Annotated in this window: 18 protein-coding genes and 1 pseudogene; 13 read left to right on the top strand and 6 right to left on the bottom strand. The window is 72.2% G+C overall.

Features of this window, described 5'->3' with window-relative positions:
* The first annotated feature begins 200 nt into the window (after positions 1-200).
* The 3 genes from ACFVYF_RS12360 (at position 201) to ACFVYF_RS12370 (ending at position 5,011) form a co-directional block, all read left to right on the top strand.
* Positions 201-2,681, top strand: coding sequence for a beta-glucosidase (locus ACFVYF_RS12360; RefSeq protein ID WP_389454855.1), 2,481 nt, complete (start codon positions 201-203; stop codon positions 2,679-2,681).
* Positions 2,678-4,252, top strand: a complete 1,575-nt coding sequence (locus ACFVYF_RS12365) for a carboxylesterase/lipase family protein (protein WP_389454857.1) — start codon at positions 2,678-2,680, stop codon at positions 4,250-4,252. The genes ACFVYF_RS12360 and ACFVYF_RS12365 overlap by 4 nt, the downstream gene beginning before the upstream one ends.
* Positions 4,253-4,354: 102 nt before the next feature.
* Positions 4,355-5,011, top strand: coding sequence for a DedA family protein (locus tag ACFVYF_RS12370; RefSeq protein ID WP_389455475.1), 657 nt, complete (start codon positions 4,355-4,357; stop codon positions 5,009-5,011).
* Positions 5,012-5,047: 36 nt separating this feature from the next.
* On the opposite strand, the gene ACFVYF_RS12375 is transcribed toward ACFVYF_RS12370, so the two are convergent.
* Entirely contained in the window at positions 5,048-5,581 is a 534-nt protein-coding gene (locus tag ACFVYF_RS12375; protein WP_383276237.1) for a gamma carbonic anhydrase family protein, read from the bottom strand.
* A gap of 104 nt (positions 5,582-5,685) precedes the next feature.
* Between ACFVYF_RS12375 and ACFVYF_RS12380 the strand changes: the two genes are divergently transcribed.
* Positions 5,686-6,516 (top strand): acyltransferase, encoded by an 831-nt coding sequence (locus ACFVYF_RS12380; RefSeq protein ID WP_389454859.1) that lies wholly within the window; start codon positions 5,686-5,688, stop codon positions 6,514-6,516.
* A 51-nt stretch (positions 6,517-6,567) separates the two neighbouring features.
* On the opposite strand, the gene ACFVYF_RS12385 is transcribed toward ACFVYF_RS12380, so the two are convergent.
* The gene (locus ACFVYF_RS12385) at positions 6,568-7,434 is read right to left on the bottom strand and encodes an EamA family transporter (RefSeq protein ID WP_389455476.1); all 867 of its coding nucleotides are present in this window, start codon (positions 7,432-7,434) and stop codon (positions 6,568-6,570) included.
* Positions 7,435-7,526: 92 nt separating this feature from the next.
* Between ACFVYF_RS12385 and ACFVYF_RS12390 the strand changes: the two genes are divergently transcribed.
* Both ACFVYF_RS12390 and ACFVYF_RS12395 read left to right on the top strand, forming a co-directional pair.
* On the top strand, positions 7,527-8,099 hold the full coding sequence (locus ACFVYF_RS12390) for a helix-turn-helix domain-containing protein (RefSeq protein ID WP_389454861.1): 573 nt from the start codon (positions 7,527-7,529) through the stop codon (positions 8,097-8,099).
* Between the two features lie 77 nt (positions 8,100-8,176).
* The gene (locus ACFVYF_RS12395) at positions 8,177-8,734 is read left to right on the top strand and encodes a YbaK/EbsC family protein (RefSeq protein ID WP_389454863.1); all 558 of its coding nucleotides are present in this window, start codon (positions 8,177-8,179) and stop codon (positions 8,732-8,734) included.
* Between the two features lie 92 nt (positions 8,735-8,826).
* Here the strand turns inward: ACFVYF_RS12395 and ACFVYF_RS12400 are convergent.
* Together ACFVYF_RS12400 and ACFVYF_RS12405 are read right to left on the bottom strand one after the other, a co-directional pair.
* Positions 8,827-9,369, bottom strand: a pseudogene (locus tag ACFVYF_RS12400) (cation diffusion facilitator family transporter); the annotation flags it as partial.
* A gap of 43 nt (positions 9,370-9,412) precedes the next feature.
* On the bottom strand, positions 9,413-9,973 hold the full coding sequence (locus ACFVYF_RS12405) for an NAD(P)H-dependent oxidoreductase (RefSeq protein WP_389454865.1): 561 nt from the start codon (positions 9,971-9,973) through the stop codon (positions 9,413-9,415).
* A gap of 152 nt (positions 9,974-10,125) precedes the next feature.
* Between ACFVYF_RS12405 and ACFVYF_RS12410 the strand changes: the two genes are divergently transcribed.
* The 5 genes from ACFVYF_RS12410 to ACFVYF_RS12430 all read left to right on the top strand — a co-directional run bounded on the left by ACFVYF_RS12410 (position 10,126) and on the right by ACFVYF_RS12430 (position 13,600).
* On the top strand, positions 10,126-10,773 hold the full coding sequence (locus ACFVYF_RS12410) for a TetR/AcrR family transcriptional regulator (RefSeq protein ID WP_389454867.1): 648 nt from the start codon (positions 10,126-10,128) through the stop codon (positions 10,771-10,773).
* 60 nt (positions 10,774-10,833) lie between these two features.
* Positions 10,834-11,388 carry a DinB family protein gene (locus ACFVYF_RS12415; protein WP_389454869.1) on the top strand — a complete coding sequence of 185 codons (555 nt, stop codon included), beginning with the start codon at positions 10,834-10,836 and terminating at the stop codon, positions 11,386-11,388.
* Positions 11,389-11,458: 70 nt separating this feature from the next.
* A complete protein-coding gene (locus tag ACFVYF_RS12420; RefSeq protein WP_389454871.1) occupies positions 11,459-11,914 on the top strand; it encodes a MarR family winged helix-turn-helix transcriptional regulator in 456 nt (151 codons plus the stop codon).
* Positions 11,911-12,783, top strand: a complete 873-nt coding sequence (locus ACFVYF_RS12425) for an ATP-binding cassette domain-containing protein (protein ID WP_389454873.1) — start codon at positions 11,911-11,913, stop codon at positions 12,781-12,783. The genes ACFVYF_RS12420 and ACFVYF_RS12425 overlap by 4 nt, the downstream gene beginning before the upstream one ends.
* Positions 12,743-13,600, top strand: coding sequence for an ABC transporter permease (locus ACFVYF_RS12430; RefSeq protein ID WP_389454875.1), 858 nt, complete (start codon positions 12,743-12,745; stop codon positions 13,598-13,600). Before ACFVYF_RS12425 ends, ACFVYF_RS12430 begins: the two co-directional genes overlap by 41 nt.
* A 23-nt stretch (positions 13,601-13,623) precedes the next feature.
* Here the strand turns inward: ACFVYF_RS12430 and ACFVYF_RS12435 are convergent, their stop codons facing one another.
* The gene (locus ACFVYF_RS12435; RefSeq protein WP_389454877.1) at positions 13,624-15,573 is read right to left on the bottom strand and encodes an amino acid transporter; all 1,950 of its coding nucleotides are present in this window, start codon (positions 15,571-15,573) and stop codon (positions 13,624-13,626) included.
* A 614-nt stretch (positions 15,574-16,187) separates the two neighbouring features.
* Complete coding sequence (locus ACFVYF_RS12440; protein WP_389454879.1) at positions 16,188-16,595, bottom strand: CoA-binding protein; 408 nt, start codon at positions 16,593-16,595, stop codon at positions 16,188-16,190.
* A 205-nt stretch (positions 16,596-16,800) separates the two neighbouring features.
* Between ACFVYF_RS12440 and ACFVYF_RS12445 the strand changes: the two genes are divergently transcribed.
* Together ACFVYF_RS12445 and ACFVYF_RS12450 are read left to right on the top strand one after the other, a co-directional pair.
* A complete protein-coding gene (locus tag ACFVYF_RS12445) occupies positions 16,801-17,478 on the top strand; it encodes a hypothetical protein (protein ID WP_389454881.1) in 678 nt (225 codons plus the stop codon).
* Entirely contained in the window at positions 17,478-18,023 is a 546-nt protein-coding gene (locus ACFVYF_RS12450) for a SixA phosphatase family protein (protein ID WP_389454883.1), read from the top strand. The genes ACFVYF_RS12445 and ACFVYF_RS12450 overlap by 1 nt, the downstream gene beginning before the upstream one ends.
* Positions 18,024-18,237: the final 214 nt, after the last annotated feature.

The following is an 18,237-nucleotide window of genomic DNA, read 5'->3' on the forward strand; positions in this document are numbered from 1 at the left end:
GTCGGTCGGCCTGCCATTTCCGTTCACTTCATTGACACGAGTCACTACCGGTCATAGTTTTCGCGCCGTACCCGTGGTGCCTGACGACTTGTCAAGTCGGCCCTGACGCATAGTGCGTTCAAGGGCCGAACGCGGCTGTGGTTGGCACGTGTAAACGCGGTCCACAACGACGTGTCCGCGCACAGAAGGAGTGACGGCCCATGTCCCACACTTTTTCCCGCCGATCGGCCATGCGCCTGCTGGGCGGCGCCGTCGCCGTCGCCGCGGCGGCCACCGGAACCGGCGCCATGGCCCCGGCATACGCGGCCGGCGAGGACAGACCGGAAACCGGAGCCGGCCGCCGCGTGGAGAGCCTGATCGCCAAGCTCACGCTCGACGAGAAGATCTCCCTGCTCCACGGCGCCACCGACCCGGACTCGCTCGGTCAGGCCGGATACGTGCCCGGCGTCCCCCGCCTGTCCATCCCCCCGCTCCGCCTCGCCGACGGCCCCGCAGGCGTCCGCGTCACCGAGCACGCCACCGCACTTCCCGCCCCCGTGCTGCTCGCCTCCGCCTTCGACCCGGACCTCGCCCACCGCTTCGGCCAGGTCATCGGCCGCGAGGGCCGCGCCCTCGGCCAGGACGTCCTGCTCTCCCCGATGGTCAACCTCATCCGCACTCCCTACGGGGGCCGCAACTTCGAGACGTTCGGCGAGGACCCGCTGCTCGCGGGCGATCTGGTCGCGGCGGAGATCCGCGGGATCCAGGGCGAGGGCCTGATCGCCACCGTCAAGCACTTCGCGATGAACAACCAGGAGAAGGACCGGATGACCGTCGACGTGCGAGTCGACGAGCAGACCATGCACGAGGTCGAACTGCGCGGCTTCGAGGCGGCCGTCGCCGCCGGCACGGGCGCGGTCATGGGCGCGTACAACAAGGTCAACGGCACCTTCGCCTGCGAGAACAAGGTCCTGCTCACCGACATCCTGCGTACCCGCTGGGGCTTCGAGGGCTGGGTGATGACCGACTGGTTCGCCGCGCACAGCACCGCCGCCGCGCTCGCCGCGGGGCTCGACATGGAGATGCCGGACGGGACCTGGTTCGGCACCGCGCTGAAGAACGCCGTGCGCGACGGCAGCGTGCCCGAGCGGCACGTCGACCGTGCCGTGCGCCGCATCCTCGCGACGATGGACCGCTTCGGCCTGCTCGACGGGAGCGCGCCGCCCCGCCCAGCTCGCGATCCCGGCGCGGGGGCCGCCGTCGCCCTGGAGGTGGCCAAGGCCGGCGCGACACTCCTGCGCAACGAGCACCACACCCTGCCCCTGGCCGGGGCCGCCGCCCGCAGCATCGCCGTCGTCGGGCCCACCGGCACCCTCCCGTTCGTCAGCGGCGGCGGCAGCGCGCACGTCGTCCCCGACCGCGCCGAGAGCCCCCTCGACGCCATCAGGTCCCGCGCGGGCCGCGGCGCCCGGGTGTCGTACGCGCTGGGTGAGGACCTCTACGGCAAGCCGATCCCCGAGGGCGCGCTCGGCCGGGGCGTCAACACCGAGGCCCAGGGCGTCGCCGCCGGGAAGACCTGGACGTACGAAGGCTCGCTCACCGTCGCGGACGCCGACGAGTGGACCTTCGTCATCCACTACTCCGGCGAGCGTCCCCGGGTGCTCGTCGACGGCCAGGACCTCTTCCCGGTGCTGCCCGGAGTCGGGGAGTACTTCCAGGGCGGGCTGATCTCCGCCGCGCCGGACGGCCTGTCCGTGCGCCGCAGGACCCTGACCCTCGCGAAGGGTGCCCACCGGGTCGAGATCACCGCGAAGGGCGGGGACCACGGCCAGTTGTTCCGGCTGCGGCGCATCACCGGCGCGACCCGCGCACAGGACGTCGCCGAGGCCGTGCGGGCCGCGCGCGCCGCCCACAGCGTCGTCCTCTTCGCCTACGAGGACGCCACCGAGGGCCAGGACCGCACGACGATCGCGCTCCCGGGCCACCAGGTGCGGCTGATCGAGGCCGTGACCGCGGCGAATCCGCGAACGACCGTCGTCCTCAACACCTCGTCGTCGACCTCGATGCCCTGGCTGGCGCGGACCGCGGCCGTGCTCCAGATGTACTACCCCGGCCAGGAGGGCGCGGCCGCCACCGCCGCCGTCCTGTTCGGCGACTGCGATCCGGGCGGCCGGCTCACGCAGTCCTTCCCGGTCGACGACGCCCACCACCCGGTCGCGGGCAATCCGCTCCGCTACCCGGGCGGGGACGGCATCGAGGAGTACTCGGAGCGCATCCACGTCGGCCACCGCTGGTACGACGCCGAGGACGTACGGCCACTGTTCCCCTTCGGACACGGGCTCTCGTACACCTCCTTCGCCTACGAAGGCGTGCGCGTACGGGAGGACCGGCGCGGTCTCGCGGTGAGCTTCACCGTCCGCAACACCGGGCGGCGGGACGGCATCGAGGTGGCCCAGGTGTACGTGGGCCGCTCGCCCGACCTCCGGCTCGACCAGGCCGTCCGGGTGCTCGGCGGATACCAGCGCCTCGCACTGCGGGCGGGGGAGCGGCGCCGGGTCACCGTGACCGTCGCCGCCCGCACGCTGTCCTCCTGGGACGCGGAACGGCACGCGTGGGTGCGCGGCACGGGGCGCCGTACCGTCTGGGTGGGTTCGTCCTCCCGCGACCTGCGGCTGCGTACGACCGCGGAGGTGACCTCGTGATACGTCGTCTCGCGGGGCCTCTCGTGGCCCTCGCCGCCGTACTCGTCGCGCTCCTGCCGGCGCCCGCGCAGGCGGCGGCGGACCCCGCGCTCGTGCGCACCCGGGCGGGCTGGGTACGCGGCGAGACCACCGCCGAGGGACGGCAGTTCCTCGGCGTCCCCTACGCCGAGCCCCCGGTCGGCGAACTGCGCTGGCGCGAGCCGCGGCCCGTCCAGCCGTGGCACGGGGTGCGCACCGCACGGGACTTCGGCAACCGCTGTGTACAGACGGCGAGTTGGGATCCCGGATACGAGCGGCCCAGCCACACGGAGGACTGCCTCGACCTCAATGTGTACGTCCCCCGGGGTGCCGTGCGGCGGCCGGTGATGGTCTGGCTGCACGGCGGGGGCCTCACCGCGGGAGCGGGTGAGGACGTCGTGCCCGACACTTTCGCCCGGCGGACCGGTGCGCTCGTGGTGACCGTCAACTACCGCCTCGGGGCGATGGGTTTCCTCGCCACGGCCGCGCTCGACGGGGAGACGCGCGACGGTGTCTCGGGCAACTTCGGGATGCTCGACCAGCAGACCGCACTGCGCTGGGTGGCGGCCAACATCGGCCGCTTCGGCGGAGATCCGGGACGCGTCACCATCGCGGGCGAGTCCGCGGGCGGTCGCTCGGTCTGCACCCAGCTGGCCTCGCCGGCCTCAACAGGGCTGTACCGGGCGGGGATTGTCGAGAGCGGCGCGTACGGCGACTGCGCGGGCCGCACGCACCGGGCGGCCGTCGCGGACGGCGCGGCCTTCGCGAGGAAGGCCGGCTGCCCGGGTCTGTCCCTGGCCTGTCTGCGGGGCAGGCCGGCCGCGGACATCCTCGCCGCGCAGGCCGCCTTCGACTGGGGACCGGTGGTGGGCGGTGACTTCCTGCCCGTCCAGCCCTTCGAGGCGTACGCCCGGGGTGCGGCGGCCGGGGTGCCGGTCCTGAACGGCGCGAACCAGGACGAGGGCCGGCTCTTCGCCTTCGGCCGGTTCGACGCGAACGGCACCCCGCTCACGGCCGAGCGGTACCCCGCGGCCCTCAGATCCGTCTTCGGCGCGGACCTCGGCGAGCGGGTCCTGCGGCGCTACCCCCTTTCCGCGTACCCGTCGCCCTCCCTCGCGTACGGCACGGCCTTCGGCGACTACCTGATGGCCTGCCCGGCGCTGCGCCTGGACGGCGTGCTGGCGGCGCGCGGCCCGGTCCACTCCTACGAGTTCGCCGACCGCTCCTCGCCGCCCTTCGCCTCGCTGCGCAATCTGCACACGGACTTCGACTTCGGCGCGACCCATGTGAACGAGGTGCAGTACCTCTTCAAGCACTTCGGTCTCGCCTCGCCGCTGAACGCGGAGCAGCGCAGGCTGTCGCGCCAGATGGTGCGGTACTGGGGAAGCTTCGTCCGGGACGGGGTCCCGCGGGCCGCGGGGCAGCCCGCGATGCCCGCCGGGCCCGGGCGTGTCCTGTCGCTGAAGACGGCGTCCGCGGGCGGAAACACGGTGAGCGCCGACGTCCACGGTGCCCATCGGTGCGACCTCTGGGACTCCGTTCCCGCGGGGTGAACGGGTAGGCTGCCCGGCGTGTGCCCCGGGGGAGCGCACGCCGGGCGATCACGCGGTGCGCGTCACGCCCGCCTCATGCACAGCGATACGGAGGAACCGGCGTTGCACGTCCAGGAGTGGCTCGAGACCGTGCCCGCGGTCAGCATCTACGCGCTGGTGGCGCTGGTCATCGGCCTGGAGAGCCTGGGTATTCCGCTGCCCGGCGAGATCGTCCTGGTCTCGGCCGCGCTGCTCTCCTCGCAGCACGCGGGCATCAACCCGGTCATCCTCGGAGCGTGCGCCAGCCTGGGCGCGATCGTCGGCGACTCGATCGGATACGCCATCGGCCGCAAGGGCGGACGTCCGCTGCTCGCCTGGCTCGGCGGCAAGTTCCCCAAGCACTTCAGCGAAGGACACATCGCCACCGCCGAGCGGTCCTTCGAGAAGTGGGGCATGTGGGCGGTCTTCTTCGGCCGCTTCGTCGCCCTGCTGCGCATCTTCGCCGGCCCGCTCGCGGGTGTGCTGCGGATGCCGTACTGGAAGTTCCTGATCGCCAACGTCCTCGGCGGGATCATCTGGGCCGGCGGCACCACGGCGGTCATCTACTACGTCGGTGTGGTCGCGGAGTCCTGGCTCAAGCGCTTCTCCTGGCTGGGCCTGGTGGTGGCGCTGCTCATCGGGCTCACCTCGCTGCTGCTCGTCCGGCGCAAGACGAAGCAGGCGATGGCCCACGCCGCGGCGGCCGAGCCGGAGCCCGTACCGGCCCCGACCGCGGACTGAGTCACCCGGGCGCCGCGCGACCGGCCTCCGGCGGGTTCAGCTCTCCTCGTGCGCCGCGCGGTGCGCCTTCGCCAGTTCCACGTACAGGGTGCCGTTCAGCGAGATGCCCTCGCGCTCCTCGTCGGTCAGCTCCCGCCTGATCTTGGCGGGTACGCCCGCGACGAGCGAGCCCGGCGGTACCCGCATGCCCTGCGGCACCAGTGCCTGCGCCGCCACCAGCGAACCCGCGCCGATCACCGCGCCGTTGAGCACCGTCGCGCCCATCCCGATCAGGCAGTCGTCCTCGACGGTGGCACCGTGCACCACGGCGTTGTGCCCGATCGAGACCCGCTCGCCGACCGTGATGGGGAAGCCCGGGTCGACATGGAGCGTGCAGTTGTCCTGGATGTTGCTGTCGGCGCCGATGACGATCGGACCGCAGTCGGCGCGCAGCACGGCGCCGTACCAGACACTCGCGCCCGGGTGCAGCGTCACCTCGCCGAGCACGACCGACGTCGGCGCCGCGAACGCCTCCGGATCCACCTTCGGATCCTTGCCGCCCACCCCTGCGATCAGCGCCTGGTGCGTCATCGCACCCTCCTCGTTCGTCGATGGCCCGTCGGTACCGGCACCGTAAGCGATGGGCGGCGGCCGGGCACGGCCGGGTGGGGTGAAGATCACAGGGGCTCCGCCGCATGACCGCGCGGCACGGTGAGTACCGTGAGCGGGTGCCCAGGAGCAAGAACACGTTCTCATCATGGCGTCGCCGCCTCGCCCAGCGCGTCGTCCACGCGGGCTGGGCCTGGGCGCAGCGCACGGGCGCGGTCACGGCCGAGCACCCGGGACGGCTCCGCTTCGGCGCGATGGGAACAGGTACCAGACTGGCCTTCCCCCTCGGCACCGTCTTCGGCGAACCCTGGATCCACCTCGGCGCGCACTGCATCATCGCCGAACAGGTCACTCTGACCGCGGGGTTGATGCCCGACCTCGACCTCGGGCCGGACCCGATCCTCAGCATTGGTGACGGGGTGGTCCTCGGCCGCGGCAGTCATGTCATCGCCGACACGACGGTCACGATCGGCAGCGACTGCTACTTCGGCCCGTATGTCTACGTGACGTCCACGAACCACTCGTACGACGATCCGCACCAGCCCATCGGCAAGCAGTGGCCGCGGATGGACCCCGTCTCCATCGGGCCGGGCTGCTGGATCGGGACGGGCGCGGTCATCCTGCCGGGGGCCCGGATCGGGCGGAACGTCGTGGTGGCCGCGGGAGCGGTGGTGCGCGGCACGGTCCCCGACCACGCGGTCGTCGCGGGCGCCCCGGCGAAGGTCGTACGGCGCTGGGATCCGGTGCAGGGCTGGCAGCCGCCGCTGCGCACTCCGGCGCCCGTGCCGATTCCCGAGGGCGTCACCCCGGAACAGCTGCTGGCGCTGTCGGACCTCGACGCGGAGGCGGTCGCCGGTCTCGCCGAGCTGGACGAACTCGACGCCGAGTCCGCGGGGGACGTACGCGCCGAGTCGTGATGCCGTGCCGAGTCCCGGTGCCGGCGGCCCGGCTGCGGGCCGCCCCCCCGTTCAGCCCGTCGCCAGCAGCACCGTGCCGACCAGTGCCAGGCCCGCGCCCGCGGCCTGGATTCCGCGCAGGCGTTCACTGAGGACGCCGCGGGCGGCCAGGGCCGTCACGACGGGGTAGAGCGAGGCGAGTACGGCGGCCACGGTGACCGGACCGTAGTGGGCCGCCGTCGCGTACATGCCGTTGGCCGCGACGTCGGCGAGGCCGACGAAGGCGAGGGCGGGCAGGGAACGCCGGATCAGGGTCATGCCGCTGCCGTCCGGGAGCGCCGCGGCGCCGCGGCGGACCGAGAGGAAGAGTGCGGTGCCGCCCGCCACCACATTGGTGACGCGCTGGACGAAGAGGGCGAGGAAGAGACCGGTGACCGTGGTCGAGGCCTCCGAGATCAGCGACATGACCGCGCCGAAGCCGAACGCCGCGAGCAGGGTGAGCAGGACCGCCTGACGCTGGACGGGGGCGCCCTTGAGCTGCGGGCCGCCCGCGAGCACGACACCGGCGACAGCGACCGCGACGCCCGCGAACTGCAGAATCCCCGGGCGCTCGCCCAGGACCAGGCCGACGCCGACCGGGACGGCCACGCCCAGGGAGCCGAGCGGCGAGACGACGCCCATCGGACCGAGCGCGAGCGCCTTGTAGAACGCGAGCATCGCGACCGGCCCGGCCAGCCCCGCCGCCACGGCGAACCACAGCTGGGGCCCCGCCTCGCGCCAGCCGCCGGTCGCGACGACGAGGACGCCGAGCACGGTCGCCGCGATCGTCTGCGAGACGACTACCACCGTGAGCGCCGGCATGCGCCGGGTCAGCAGCCCGCCGCCGAAGTCGGCCAGGCCCCACAGGAGGCTGGTGGCCAGGGCGAAGAATGCTGTCATGGTCGCCTCGCAGTACAGTGCAGTGAACAATCCGGTGCACCCCACCGTAGTTCAGCAGACTGAACTCTGTCATCCAGAATATTGGACGGAATGTGTCGGACCTCGACTTCCTGACCCAGTCCCTCGCGCGCAACGTCAAGCGCTGGCGCACCGAGCGGGGCTTCACCCTGGAGACGCTCGCCGCACGCGCCGGAGTCAGCCGCGGCATGCTCATCCAGATCGAGCAGGCCAGGACCAACCCCAGCATCGGCACGGTCGTCAAGATCGGCGACGCCCTCGGGGTCAGCATCACCACCCTGCTCGACTACGAGCAGGGGCCCAAGGTCCGGATCGTCCCGGCCGACCAGGCCGTACGGATGTGGCACACCGACGCGGGCAGCTACAACCGGCTGCTCGCCGGTACGGAGGCGCCCGGCCCGCTGGAGATGTGGAACTGGCGGCTGATGCCCGGCGAGGACAGCCCCTCCGACCCGCATCCCGCAGGCACGGTCGAGCTCGTCCATGTCACGGCGGGCGAGCTGACCCTCGTCGTCGACGGCGCCGAACACCGTGTCCCCGCAGGAGCGAGCGCCTCCTTCGAGGCCAACGCCCCGCACACGTACGGCAATTACGGCGACGTACCGATGGAAATGATCATGACGGTGTCGGTCCCGCCCGTGCACTGAGGCGCCCGGTGGGCCCGCGCGCACCACTGCGCGGGACGTCCGGCGGGAGCCTCCCGCACGGCTGTTAGCGTGCCGCCATGCGCGCACCTCTCGGAGACTTCGACCACGCCACGCCCGCCCCCAACTGCCTCGACGAACTCACCGCCCCGGTCGCCGAGGCCGTCCGCCGCTGGAGCGGCAGCGTGCCCGCCGAGCAGATCCTGTACGTCGACACCCGGCCGGAGTGGGCGGACACCGCCGTCTTCCTGGAGCACTACGGCACGGAACTGCTCGACCAGTCCGCCAACTGCGTGGTCGTCGCGGGCAAGCGGGGCGGTGAGGCCACCTTGGCGGCCTGTGTCGTGCTCTCCGCCGCCCGCGTGGACGTGAACGGCGCGGTGCGCCGCCAACTCGGCGCCCGCAAGGCGTCGTTCGCCCCGATGGACACCGCGACCGGAGCAACCGGGATGGAGTACGGCGGCATCACGCCCGTCGGGCTGCCGGGGGAGTGGCCCGTACTGGTGGACTCGGCGGTCGTCGGTCTGCCGTATGTGCTGGTGGGCAGCGGACGGCGGCGGGGCAAGCTGCTGGTGCCCGGCAAGGCCTTCGCCCAGCTGCCGAACGCCGTGGTGCTGGAGGGGCTGGGAGTCGTCTGATCCCGCGTACGGGCGGTGGCCGGGGTGCGTGGGCGCGCGGGCGTACGGGCGGTGGCCGGGGTGCAGTGCCGTTCAGGCCGGCTCACGCGGGTCGCGTGATGCGCGAGGGGGAGGTGGGGATCCGTCTCCCACGGCGCGGGCGCCGGATCGGCGTGGACCAGGGCCGCGGTCAGCTTGGGTACGGCGTGCAGCAGGGCGTGTTCGCCCTCGACGGCGATGCGGTGCGCCTCGCGTACGTTCGCCTCGCCGTCGACCTCGACGGCCACCTCGGCGCGCAGCCGGTGCCCGATCCGGTGCAGCCGCAGCTCACCGACCCCCTGCACATCCGGTACCTCGCGCAGCGCCTGCTCCGCCCGGTCCACCAATTCCGGCTCGACGGCGTCCATCACGCGCCGGAAGACCTCGCGAGCGGCGTCGCGCAGGACCAGGGCGATGGCGGCGGTGATCGCCAACCCCGCCAGGGGATCGGCGAGTTGCCACCCGAAGGCCGCACCGCCCGCACCCACGAGAACGGCGAGCGAGGTGAAACCGTCCGTGCGGGCGTGCAGTCCGTCCGCGACGAGCGCGGCCGAGCCGATCGCGCGGCCCACCCGGATCCGGTAGCGGGCCACCCACTCGTTGCCGGCGAACCCGAGGGCGGGACGGCTGAACCGCCGTCCCGCCCAAGGGTGTTCGGGCTCAGACGGTGGCGGCCGTGACCTGGGAGGTGAGCTGCTGGATGACCTCGGTGAGCCCGGTGACGACCTCGTCGTCCTCGGCGGGGTGCCTCTCGGCGAAGCGGACCCTGGAGCCGGGGATGGAGAGCTTCACGTCCTCCAGTACCGTGCCGCCCGCGATGCCCGCGGCCTTGCGGGCCTCGTCCTGCGCCCAGACGCCGCCGAACTGGCCGAACGCGGTGCCGACCACGGCGACCGGCTTGCCGCCGAACGCGCCGGCGCCGTAGGGGCGGGACAGCCAGTCGATCGCGTTCTTCAGGACGGCCGTCACGGTGCCGTTGTACTCGGGCGAGAAGAGCAGGAAGCCGTCGGCCTCTCCGGCCGCGGCGCGCAGCCGGGCGGCCGTGGCCGGCACGCCGCCGTCGACGTCGAGGTCCTCGTTGTAGAAGGGCACGTCCGCGAGTCCTTCGAAGAGCTCGATCTCCACGCCCTCGGGGGCGTGCTTGACGGCTGCCTCGGCGAGCTGACGGTTGTGCGAACCGGCGCGAAGGCTGCCGACGAGCGCGAGGATACGTACAGACATGGCGGGACTCCAGGGGGAGATGCGGTCGGGAGCGGGCTGGCGCAATGCGGTTCGTCAAGCGGTCCCCGGCTATCCGGACCGGGGTCCGCTCAATTTTTTATCACCTATCCGGACCGGGGTCCACTTTCCTCCGTGAGCGTTACGCTGTGTTCATGAACTCGCCCCTGTCGTCCTCGCCCCCAGCGCACGACACCCCGGACGGGCGGCTGGACCTCACGCTGACGCCGGTCGGCGAGCCGCCCCATTTGCGTGCCGACGCCGCCCGCAACCGCTCGCGTCTGCTGGAGGTGGCCGCCCGGCTGGCGGCCGAGCGGGGAGCCGCCAACCTGACCATGGAGGCCGTCGCCCTGGCCGCCCAGGTCGGCAAGGGCACGGTCTTCCGGCGGTTCGGGGACCGCACCGGGCTGCTGATGGCCCTGCTGGACCACCACGAGCGGCAACTCCAGGCGGCGTTCCTGACCGGCCCGGCGCCGCTCGGACCGGACGCCCCCGCCCTGGAGCGGATCCGGGCCTTCGGTGCGGCGGTCATCCGCCACGAACACACCCACCGCGACCTCTACCTGGCCGCCCACGCCGAGTCGGGACGCCGCCACACCTCACCCGCGTACGTCCTGCGGCTCACGCATGTCACGCTCCTGCTGCGCCAGGCGCGGACGGCCGGCGACACCGAACTCGTCGCGCACACCCTGCTCGGCTATCTCGACCCCACCCTGGTGCATCATCTGCTCACCCGGCGCGGGCTCTCCCTCGACCGTCTGGAATCCGGCTGGTACGACCTGGTGGCCCGTTACACGTCGTGAACTCACGGCGTCCGGGGGCCGGGGAGCCAGTGCCGGACGGCGGAGTCGATGATGGACGCCATGACGACGCCCAGCAGAAGAGCGGACATCCTCCTCGACGGCACCGGCCAGGAGCATCGCTTCAACGGACCCGCCACCGGCGACGAACGGCGCCTGCTCGTCGACTTCCTGGCCGCGCAGCGAGCGACGCTGGAGCTCAAGTGCACCGGTCTGGAAGCCGAGTTGTCGCAGCGGTCCGCGGCTCCTTCGACGCTCTCGCTGCTCGGACTGCTCCGGCACCTCGCCGACGTGGAACGCCGCTGGTTCCGGCACGTCCTGGCCGGGCAGGACGCCCCGCCGCGCTTCTCCTCCCCGGACGACCCCGACGGTGACTTCGCGGGCGCCGTGCCCGACCCGCTGGTCATCGCGGCCGCCTGGGAAGCCTGGCGCGCGGAGGTGGCGTTCGCCGAGGCTTTCGTCAGGGACGCGCCCCATCTCGACCTCGAGGGCCAGGACTCCTGGCGCGGAGCGGTGTCACTGCGCTGGGTGCTCATCCACATGGTCGAGGAGTACGCCCGCCACAACGGCCACGCCGACCTCCTCCGGGAACGGATCGACGGCGTCATCGGCCTCTGAACGAGCCCGCCCCTCCACTCTTGACCCTCCCTTTCCCTCATTAGCTCTGATACAGAGATAGTCTCGAAACATGGAGGCAGAGAGCTTCGCCGATGACCTGGCCGACACCCTGGCCGGTGTGCAGCGGCTGATCCGGCGGCGGCTTCGCAGCGGTGTGACCGGCCCGAGACTGCGTGGTGCCGAGGTGGATCTGCTGCGTCTCGTCGCGTCCCAACCCGGCATCGGTGTGTCGGAGGCGGCCAAGGAGCTGTATCTGGCGGGCAATTCGGTGTCGACGCTGGTCAACCAGCTGGCGCGGGACGGCTTTCTGGTTCGGGAGACCGACCCGGCGGACCGGCGTGCCGCGCGTCTGCTGCCCACGCCGGCCGCCCGGGCGCGGCTGCGTGACTGGCAGGAGCGGCGGGCGGCCCTCGTCCGCCGCCATGTCGACCGGCTGGACGAAACCGACCGCGCGGCACTGGAAGCGGCGCTTCCGGCCCTGCGGAACCTGGCCGCGCACCTTCACGAGGAGGCCGACGACACATGACGCGGAACCCAGCAGCCGAGGCCCCCGAGGCCGTCGCCTGCTCCGGACTCACCTACTCCTTCGGCGAGACGAAGGCGATCGACGGACTGGACCTCACCGTCCACGACGGCGAGGTCTTCGGGCTGCTCGGCCCCAACGGCGCCGGCAAGACCACGGCGATCCGCTGCATCACCACCCTGCTGCCGGTCCCGGCCGGCCGGATCCGGGTCTTCGGCCACGACGCCGCGAAGGAGCGCATGGCGGTACGCCGGCTGCTGGGCTACGTACCGCAGCAGTTGTCCGCCGACTCGGGACTCACGGGACGGGAGAACGTGGAGCTCTTCGCCCGCGTCTTCGACGTCTCGCGGCGCGAGCGCGCCGAACGAGTAGCCCAGGCACTGGCCGCCGTCGACCTCACCGACGCGGCCGACCGGCTCGCCAAGACGTACTCCGGCGGGATGGTCCGCCGCCTGGAACTGGCCCAGGCGCTCGTCAGCGCACCCCGGCTGCTGATCCTCGACGAGCCGACGATCGGCCTCGACCCGATCGCCAGGACCAGTGTGTGGGACCACATCAACGCCGTGCGCGCCGCGACCGGCATGACCGTGCTCGTCACCACCCACTACATGGACGAGGCCGACCAGTACTGCGACCGGGTCGCGCTGATGCACCACGGCCGTATCCGCGCCCTCGGCACCCCCGGCGAACTGCGCTCCGGGCTCGGCGAGCGGCTGCGGGCCGCGGCCGGTGCCACGGCGACGGAGGCGACCGGCGCACTGCCCTCGCTGGAGGACGTGTTCCGCGACCTCGCCGGCAGCGGCCTCGACGACCAGGCAGGAGACTTCCGCGATGTCCGAAGCACCCGCAACACCGCGACCCGTGTCGGCTGACCAGGGCCGCCCGGGCTTCGACCTGCTCCTGACGCCGCCCCCGGCCCGTACGGGCTGGCTGCTCCTGCCCGCCCGGGTCGCCGCGATGTGCGCGGTCGAACTCCAGAAACTGCGCCACGACCGCACCGAGCTCTACACCCGGGCGGTCCAGCCGGCCCTGTGGCTGCTGATCTTCGGTGAGACGTTCACCAGGATCAAGGCGATCCCCACCGGCGGCATCCCTTACATCGACTATCTCGCGCCCGGCATCATCGCCCAGTCCGCGATGTTCATCGCGATCTTCTACGGCATCATGATCATCTGGGAACGGGACGCCGGCATCCTCACCAAGCTCCTGGTCACACCGACCCCGCGGTCGGCCCTGATCACCGGCAAGGCGTTCGCGGCGGGGGTCAAGGCGCTGATCCAGGCCGTCGTCGTCATCGTCATCGCGGCCCTGCTCGGTGTGGGCATGACGTGGAACCCGCTGCGGCTGCTCGGCGTGGCGGTGGCCGTCGTCCTCGGGTCGGCCTTCTTCGCCTGTCTGTCGATGACCATCGCGGGCATCGTGCTCACCCGCGACCGGCTGATGGGCATCGGCCAGGCCATCACGATGCCGCTCTTCTTCGGATCCAACGCCCTCTACCCCGTGGCCGTGATGCCGGGCTGGCTCCAGGTCGTCAGCAAGGCCAACCCGCTGAGCTACCAGGTGGACGCCCTGCGCGGACTGCTGCTCGGAACGCCCTCGCACCTCGCCCTCGACTTCGCCGTCCTGGTCGTCGCGGCGGCCCTGGGCATCGCGGCGGCCTCGTCCCTGCTGGGCCGGCTGGCCCGCTGAGCCGGATCCGGGTCCCGCTGTACTCAGCCGACGTGGACGCGGGGACGGCGTGAGCGGTCGGGCTCGGCCTCGCGCAGCACCTCCCGGGTCACGGGGGCGACTTCGCCCTGGCCGAAGAGGAAGAAGCGCAGGAAGTTGGTGAACGGGTTCCCCTCGGTCCACTCGAAGTAGATGTGCGGCGTGTGGCCCGTGGCGTCGCGGACGTGCAGCAGCAGGGCGGCGATCGCGTTCGGCACGGAGGAGGACTCCACGGTCAGCACGCGATAGCGGCCGTGCAGGACTTCGCCGCGTACGGTCAGCGTCGCCTCGAACTCCGAGGGGTCCAGGACGGTGACCTCGACGAAGACGAAGTCCTCCTGCAGCGGGACGTCGTTGTCGGCCCGGATCTGCTCGATCTTCTCGCGGTACTCGGCGACATCGCGGTTGTCCGGCTCGTTGGCGACGAACCGGATACGGCGGCTCGCGATGTCCCGTACGAACCGCTGGGCCATGGCGTCCAGATGCACGCTGGTGACCCGCAGCTCGAAGGCGCGGGCGAGCCGGGACAGGAGGGAGACCAGGATGATGCCGGCGATGAAACAGGCGCCGATCTTCACACCGTCCGGGCGCTCGACGACGTTCGTGACGGTCGTATAGAGGAAGACCGCCGAAATGACGGCGAAGGCAATGGTCCAGTGGCGCTGCCCGGCCTTGCGCGCGGCGATGGTGACGGCGATGGCGGCGGAGCTGATCAGCACCAGCACACCGGTGGCGTACGCGCCGCCCTGCGCGTCCACGCTCGCGTCGAAGATCCAGGTGACCAGGAACGCCACCAGGATGAAGACGATCACCATGGGGCGCACCGCACGCGCCCAGTGCGGAGCCATGCCGTAGCGCGGCAGATAGCGGGGCATCAGGTTGAGCAGCCCGGCCATGGCGGAGGCGCCGGCGAACCACAGGATGGCGATCGTCGCCACGTCGTACACCGTGCCGAAGGCACTGCCCAGATACTCGTGGGCCAGATACGCCAGCGCCCGGCCGTTGGCCTGGCCGCCCGGGTCGAACTCCTTCTCCGGGATCAGCAGCGTGGTGATGAAGCTGGTCGTGATCAGGAAGACGCTCATGATCACGGCAGCGGTGGTGAGGAGCTTCTTGGTGCCCCGGATACGGCCGGTGGGCTTCTCCTCGGGGTCGCCCGCGTCGCCCCGGACATGCGGCATGACGGCGACACCGGTCTCGAATCCGGACAGGCCGAGGGCCAGCTTCGGGAAGACCAGCAGCGCGACGCCGACCATGGCGAGGACGTTCCCGTGCTCGGTGGTCAGGGCGCTGCTCCAGTCGGTGACCACGTGCGCGGCGGTGGCCACGTGCCACAGGCCCACCACCACGACGACCACGTTCAGGGACAGATAGATGCCGACCAGGACGACGGCGATGCCGATCGCCTCCAGGAAGCCCTTCAGGAACACCGCGCCGAGCAGAGCCACCAGCACCAGCGTGATCAGCATCCGTTTGTCGTGCAGCGCGTCGGTCAGATGCGGGTTCTCCACCAGGTGGGTCGAGGCGTCGGCCGCCGACAGGGTGATGGTGATGAGGAAGTCGGTGGCGGCGAAGCCGAGCAGGGTGAGGACGAAGAGCTTGCCCTGCCAGAAGGTCAGCAGCCGCTCCAGCATGGCGATCGAGCCCTCGCCGTGCGGGCTCTCCTCGGCCACCCGCCGGTACACCGGCAGCGCGCCCGCCAGGGTGACGATCACCAGCACGATGGTGGCGACGGGGGAGAGCAGGCCGGCCGCCAGCGCGGCGATGCCGGGCTGATAACCGAGGGTGGAGAAGTAGTCGACGCCGGTCAGGCACATCACACGCCACCACCGCTGCCCCTGGTGCACGGGTTCCGGCGGGGCGTGCGGCCCCTGTGGGGTCCTGCCCATGTCGGACAGGCCCTCCAGCATCCACGCGCGCAGGCGACGCGTGCGGACGTGGTCGGTGCGGGCCATCCGTGTGCTCCTGACGTGCTGCCGAACAGGGGAGCGCGGTCCGCACACGGACGGCGGGGCCGGTGTGCGCGGTCGGTGATCCCGGGCTCAGGTGGTTCCGCACGGGGGAGGAACGCCGCCGCCCGTCCGTCCGCCCATTGTCGTCACCGGGCACGCGATCGGCAGGCCGGGAACGGTGCCGGCGGGGTGGGGCGGGCGGGTCGGAATGGGCTCCGGCGGGATGGCAGCGAGGGGTCGGGACAGCTTCTGGAGGATGGGAACGGCGGGCCGGGAGCGGCGCCTGGGCGGTCCGTTCGGCAGATCGGGGCCGGGTCCGGCCCCTTCGGGTCCGGGACCGGTCGTGAACGCCGGCCTGGGGTTCGCCCCGATGCGCCGTCCGAGGGATGCGCGGTCGGCCGCCGGTGTCCGAGGGGGCGGCGTCAACGGGGGGCCAGCGACCCCGGCCCGGCCTTCGGCATCGTCAACGGGGGTCAGCGACCCCGGCCCGGCCTTCGGCATCGTCAACCTCACGGTCTTCGTGCTGATCAATGACGGCTGGTCAGGGCAGCTGATCGACCGCCGCCGGCGACCGCGCAGTCGTTGCGGCGGTCGTGAGGCGTGGCCCCCGACACCCCCTAGCGCAAGGACCCGATCTCGATCGCCGGGCAGCGGTCCATGACCATCTCCAGGCCGGCGGCGCGCGTCCGCTCGTACGCCTTCTCGTCGACGACCCCCAGCTGGAACCAGACGGCCTCAGCCCCGATGGCCGCGGCCTCGTCGGCGACGGGCCCGGCGAGATCACCGTTGACGAACACGTCCACGACGTCGACCTTGAACGGGATGGCGGACAGCGAGGGGTAACCCTGCTCGCCGTGGACCGTCTCGGCGTTCGGGTGGACCGGGACGACTCGCTTGCCGAACCGCTGGAGCACGGCCGCGACGCCGTACGCCGCACGCTGCTGATTGGACGAGAGGCCGACGATCGCCCAGGTGTCGCCGAGTTCCGTGAGGATCTTGCGGATCGTTGCCGGGTCGCCGTACACGGTCGGCCTCCTAGGGTTCCTGTGCTCTCCGGTGATGAACCTTCAGCCGGGCAACAGCGCCGGAAGCGCGAAGATTCCCCGGGCGGACGGTGGGCGCGCTGGTTCCGGGAGGGACGGGGGCGCCCGGTGCCCGGCGTACCAAACGCCTGACCGGAATGCGGCCCACCACCCTGCGCCCGCGCCTCCGCCCGCCTACGCTCACCCCGTGCTGCGTATCACGGATGCCCGAACCGGCGAGCCCACGGACGCCGTCGTCGCCCGCAGGGGCCTGACCCGCGTCGAGGCGCATGTCTCGGGGGCCGGCACCACGGCCCTGCGCGTCCTGCTGGTCGCCGACGTCCTGGCCCGGGCCCTGGAGATCGGCGGGACGCCGGTGGTCACCCTCGCCGATCCACCCGCCGAGCTCCGCGCCCGCGCGCTCGAACTCGGCATCCGGCCGCCCGAAGCCCACACCGCGCTGGGCGGTCAGGCCGTCCATGTGCTCGGGCCGGACGACACCGCGGGGGACGGCATCCACGTGGAGGTCGCCCCGGCGCACGGCACCGCCGAACCCGCGGTCCTGCGTCTCGCCCTCCTCAGCCGTCCGCGCCGCGAGCCCGCCGATCTGGACGCCGCGGCCCTCACCGCGGCCCGCGACCTGCTCTCCCGCTGGCGCAAGGCGGTCGCGAACTGGGCGACCCGTCCGTCCCGGCCCGTCCCCGAAGAGGTACGGCAACAGCTGCGGGCCGCCTGGGAGGACGACCTCGACGTGCCGGCCGTACTCGACGTACTGCACCGGGTGGAGGCCGCCGGGGAACTGCCGGACGGCGCCCGTTTCGAGACGTACGCCTACGCGGACCGGCTCCTCGGGATCGAACTCACCCGTGACATCGGGACGTTGTGATGATCGCGCGCACGGGTGCGGGACCACTGCGCAGACTCGTCGTCCTGCGGCACGCCAAATCCGCCTGGCCCGTGGGCATGGACGATCACGAGCGGCCGCTCGCGCCCCGCGGGATGCGTGACGCCCCGGCCGCCGGGCGGACTCTCGCCGAGACCGACTGCCTGCCCGACCTCGCGCTCTGCTCCACCGCCCTGCGCGCCCGTCAGACCTGGGAACTGGCCGCGGGGCAGTGGGGCACCCCGCCGCCCGTGCGCTTCGAACCGCGGCTGTACGCAGCCGGCGTACCGGATCTGCTCGACGCCGTGCACACGGTCCCCGACCCGGTGAGGACGTTGCTGCTGATCGGGCACAACCCCGGGCTCGAGGAGCTGGTGCTCGAACTCGCCGGGGACAGTCTCGACGACACACTGGAGGTCGCCCGGACCAAGTTCCCGACCTCGGCCGTCGCTGTCCTCGCCTGGCACGGCAACGGCTGGCGCGACCTGGCCTCCGGGTCGGCACTGCTGACGGACCTGATCGTGCCGAGAGGGAAGAAGCAGCGGTGACGCTCGGCTGACGGGGGCGCGAGGTGGTGTGCACCCGCGTGCGCCAGGGGTGCGTACGCCGGTTTCGGGCGCCGGTTGCGCGCGCCGGTTGAACGCGGCGGGTGCGCACGCCGGCTGCGCGTCGGTGCACGCCGCGGATACGTGCGCAGATGCGTGGGGCGCACTGCGACGACGATTGACTTCGCGTGACTTCGCGCCCGCGCGCACGACGCGT

Origin of the sequence: Streptomyces sp. NPDC058274 (genome assembly GCF_042881375.1) — a bacterium.
Classification (GTDB): Bacteria; Actinomycetota; Actinomycetes; order Streptomycetales; family Streptomycetaceae; genus Streptomyces.

Bases quoted from the DNA above. Each gene is read 5' to 3' on its own strand.
- ACFVYF_RS12360 (WP_389454855.1), top strand. From the start codon at position 201: ATGTCCCACACTTTTTCCCGCCGATCGGCCATGCGCCTGCTGGGCGGC.
- ACFVYF_RS12375 (WP_383276237.1), bottom strand. From the start codon at position 5,581: ATGACGCACCAGGCGCTGATCGCAGGGGTGGGCGGCAAGGATCCGAAG.
- ACFVYF_RS12380 (WP_389454859.1), top strand. From the start codon at position 5,686: ATGACCGCGCGGCACGGTGAGTACCGTGAGCGGGTGCCCAGGAGCAAG.
- ACFVYF_RS12385 (WP_389455476.1), bottom strand. From the start codon at position 7,434: ATGACAGCATTCTTCGCCCTGGCCACCAGCCTCCTGTGGGGCCTGGCC.
- ACFVYF_RS12395 (WP_389454863.1), top strand. From the start codon at position 8,177: ATGCGCGCACCTCTCGGAGACTTCGACCACGCCACGCCCGCCCCCAAC.
- ACFVYF_RS12405 (WP_389454865.1), bottom strand. From the start codon at position 9,973: ATGTCTGTACGTATCCTCGCGCTCGTCGGCAGCCTTCGCGCCGGTTCG.
- ACFVYF_RS12410 (WP_389454867.1), top strand. From the start codon at position 10,126: ATGAACTCGCCCCTGTCGTCCTCGCCCCCAGCGCACGACACCCCGGAC.
- ACFVYF_RS12415 (WP_389454869.1), top strand. From the start codon at position 10,834: ATGACGACGCCCAGCAGAAGAGCGGACATCCTCCTCGACGGCACCGGC.
- ACFVYF_RS12420 (WP_389454871.1), top strand. From the start codon at position 11,459: ATGGAGGCAGAGAGCTTCGCCGATGACCTGGCCGACACCCTGGCCGGT.
- ACFVYF_RS12425 (WP_389454873.1), top strand. From the start codon at position 11,911: ATGACGCGGAACCCAGCAGCCGAGGCCCCCGAGGCCGTCGCCTGCTCC.
- ACFVYF_RS12430 (WP_389454875.1), top strand. From the start codon at position 12,743: ATGTCCGAAGCACCCGCAACACCGCGACCCGTGTCGGCTGACCAGGGC.
- ACFVYF_RS12435 (WP_389454877.1), bottom strand. From the start codon at position 15,573: ATGGCCCGCACCGACCACGTCCGCACGCGTCGCCTGCGCGCGTGGATG.
- ACFVYF_RS12450 (WP_389454883.1), top strand. From the start codon at position 17,478: ATGATCGCGCGCACGGGTGCGGGACCACTGCGCAGACTCGTCGTCCTG.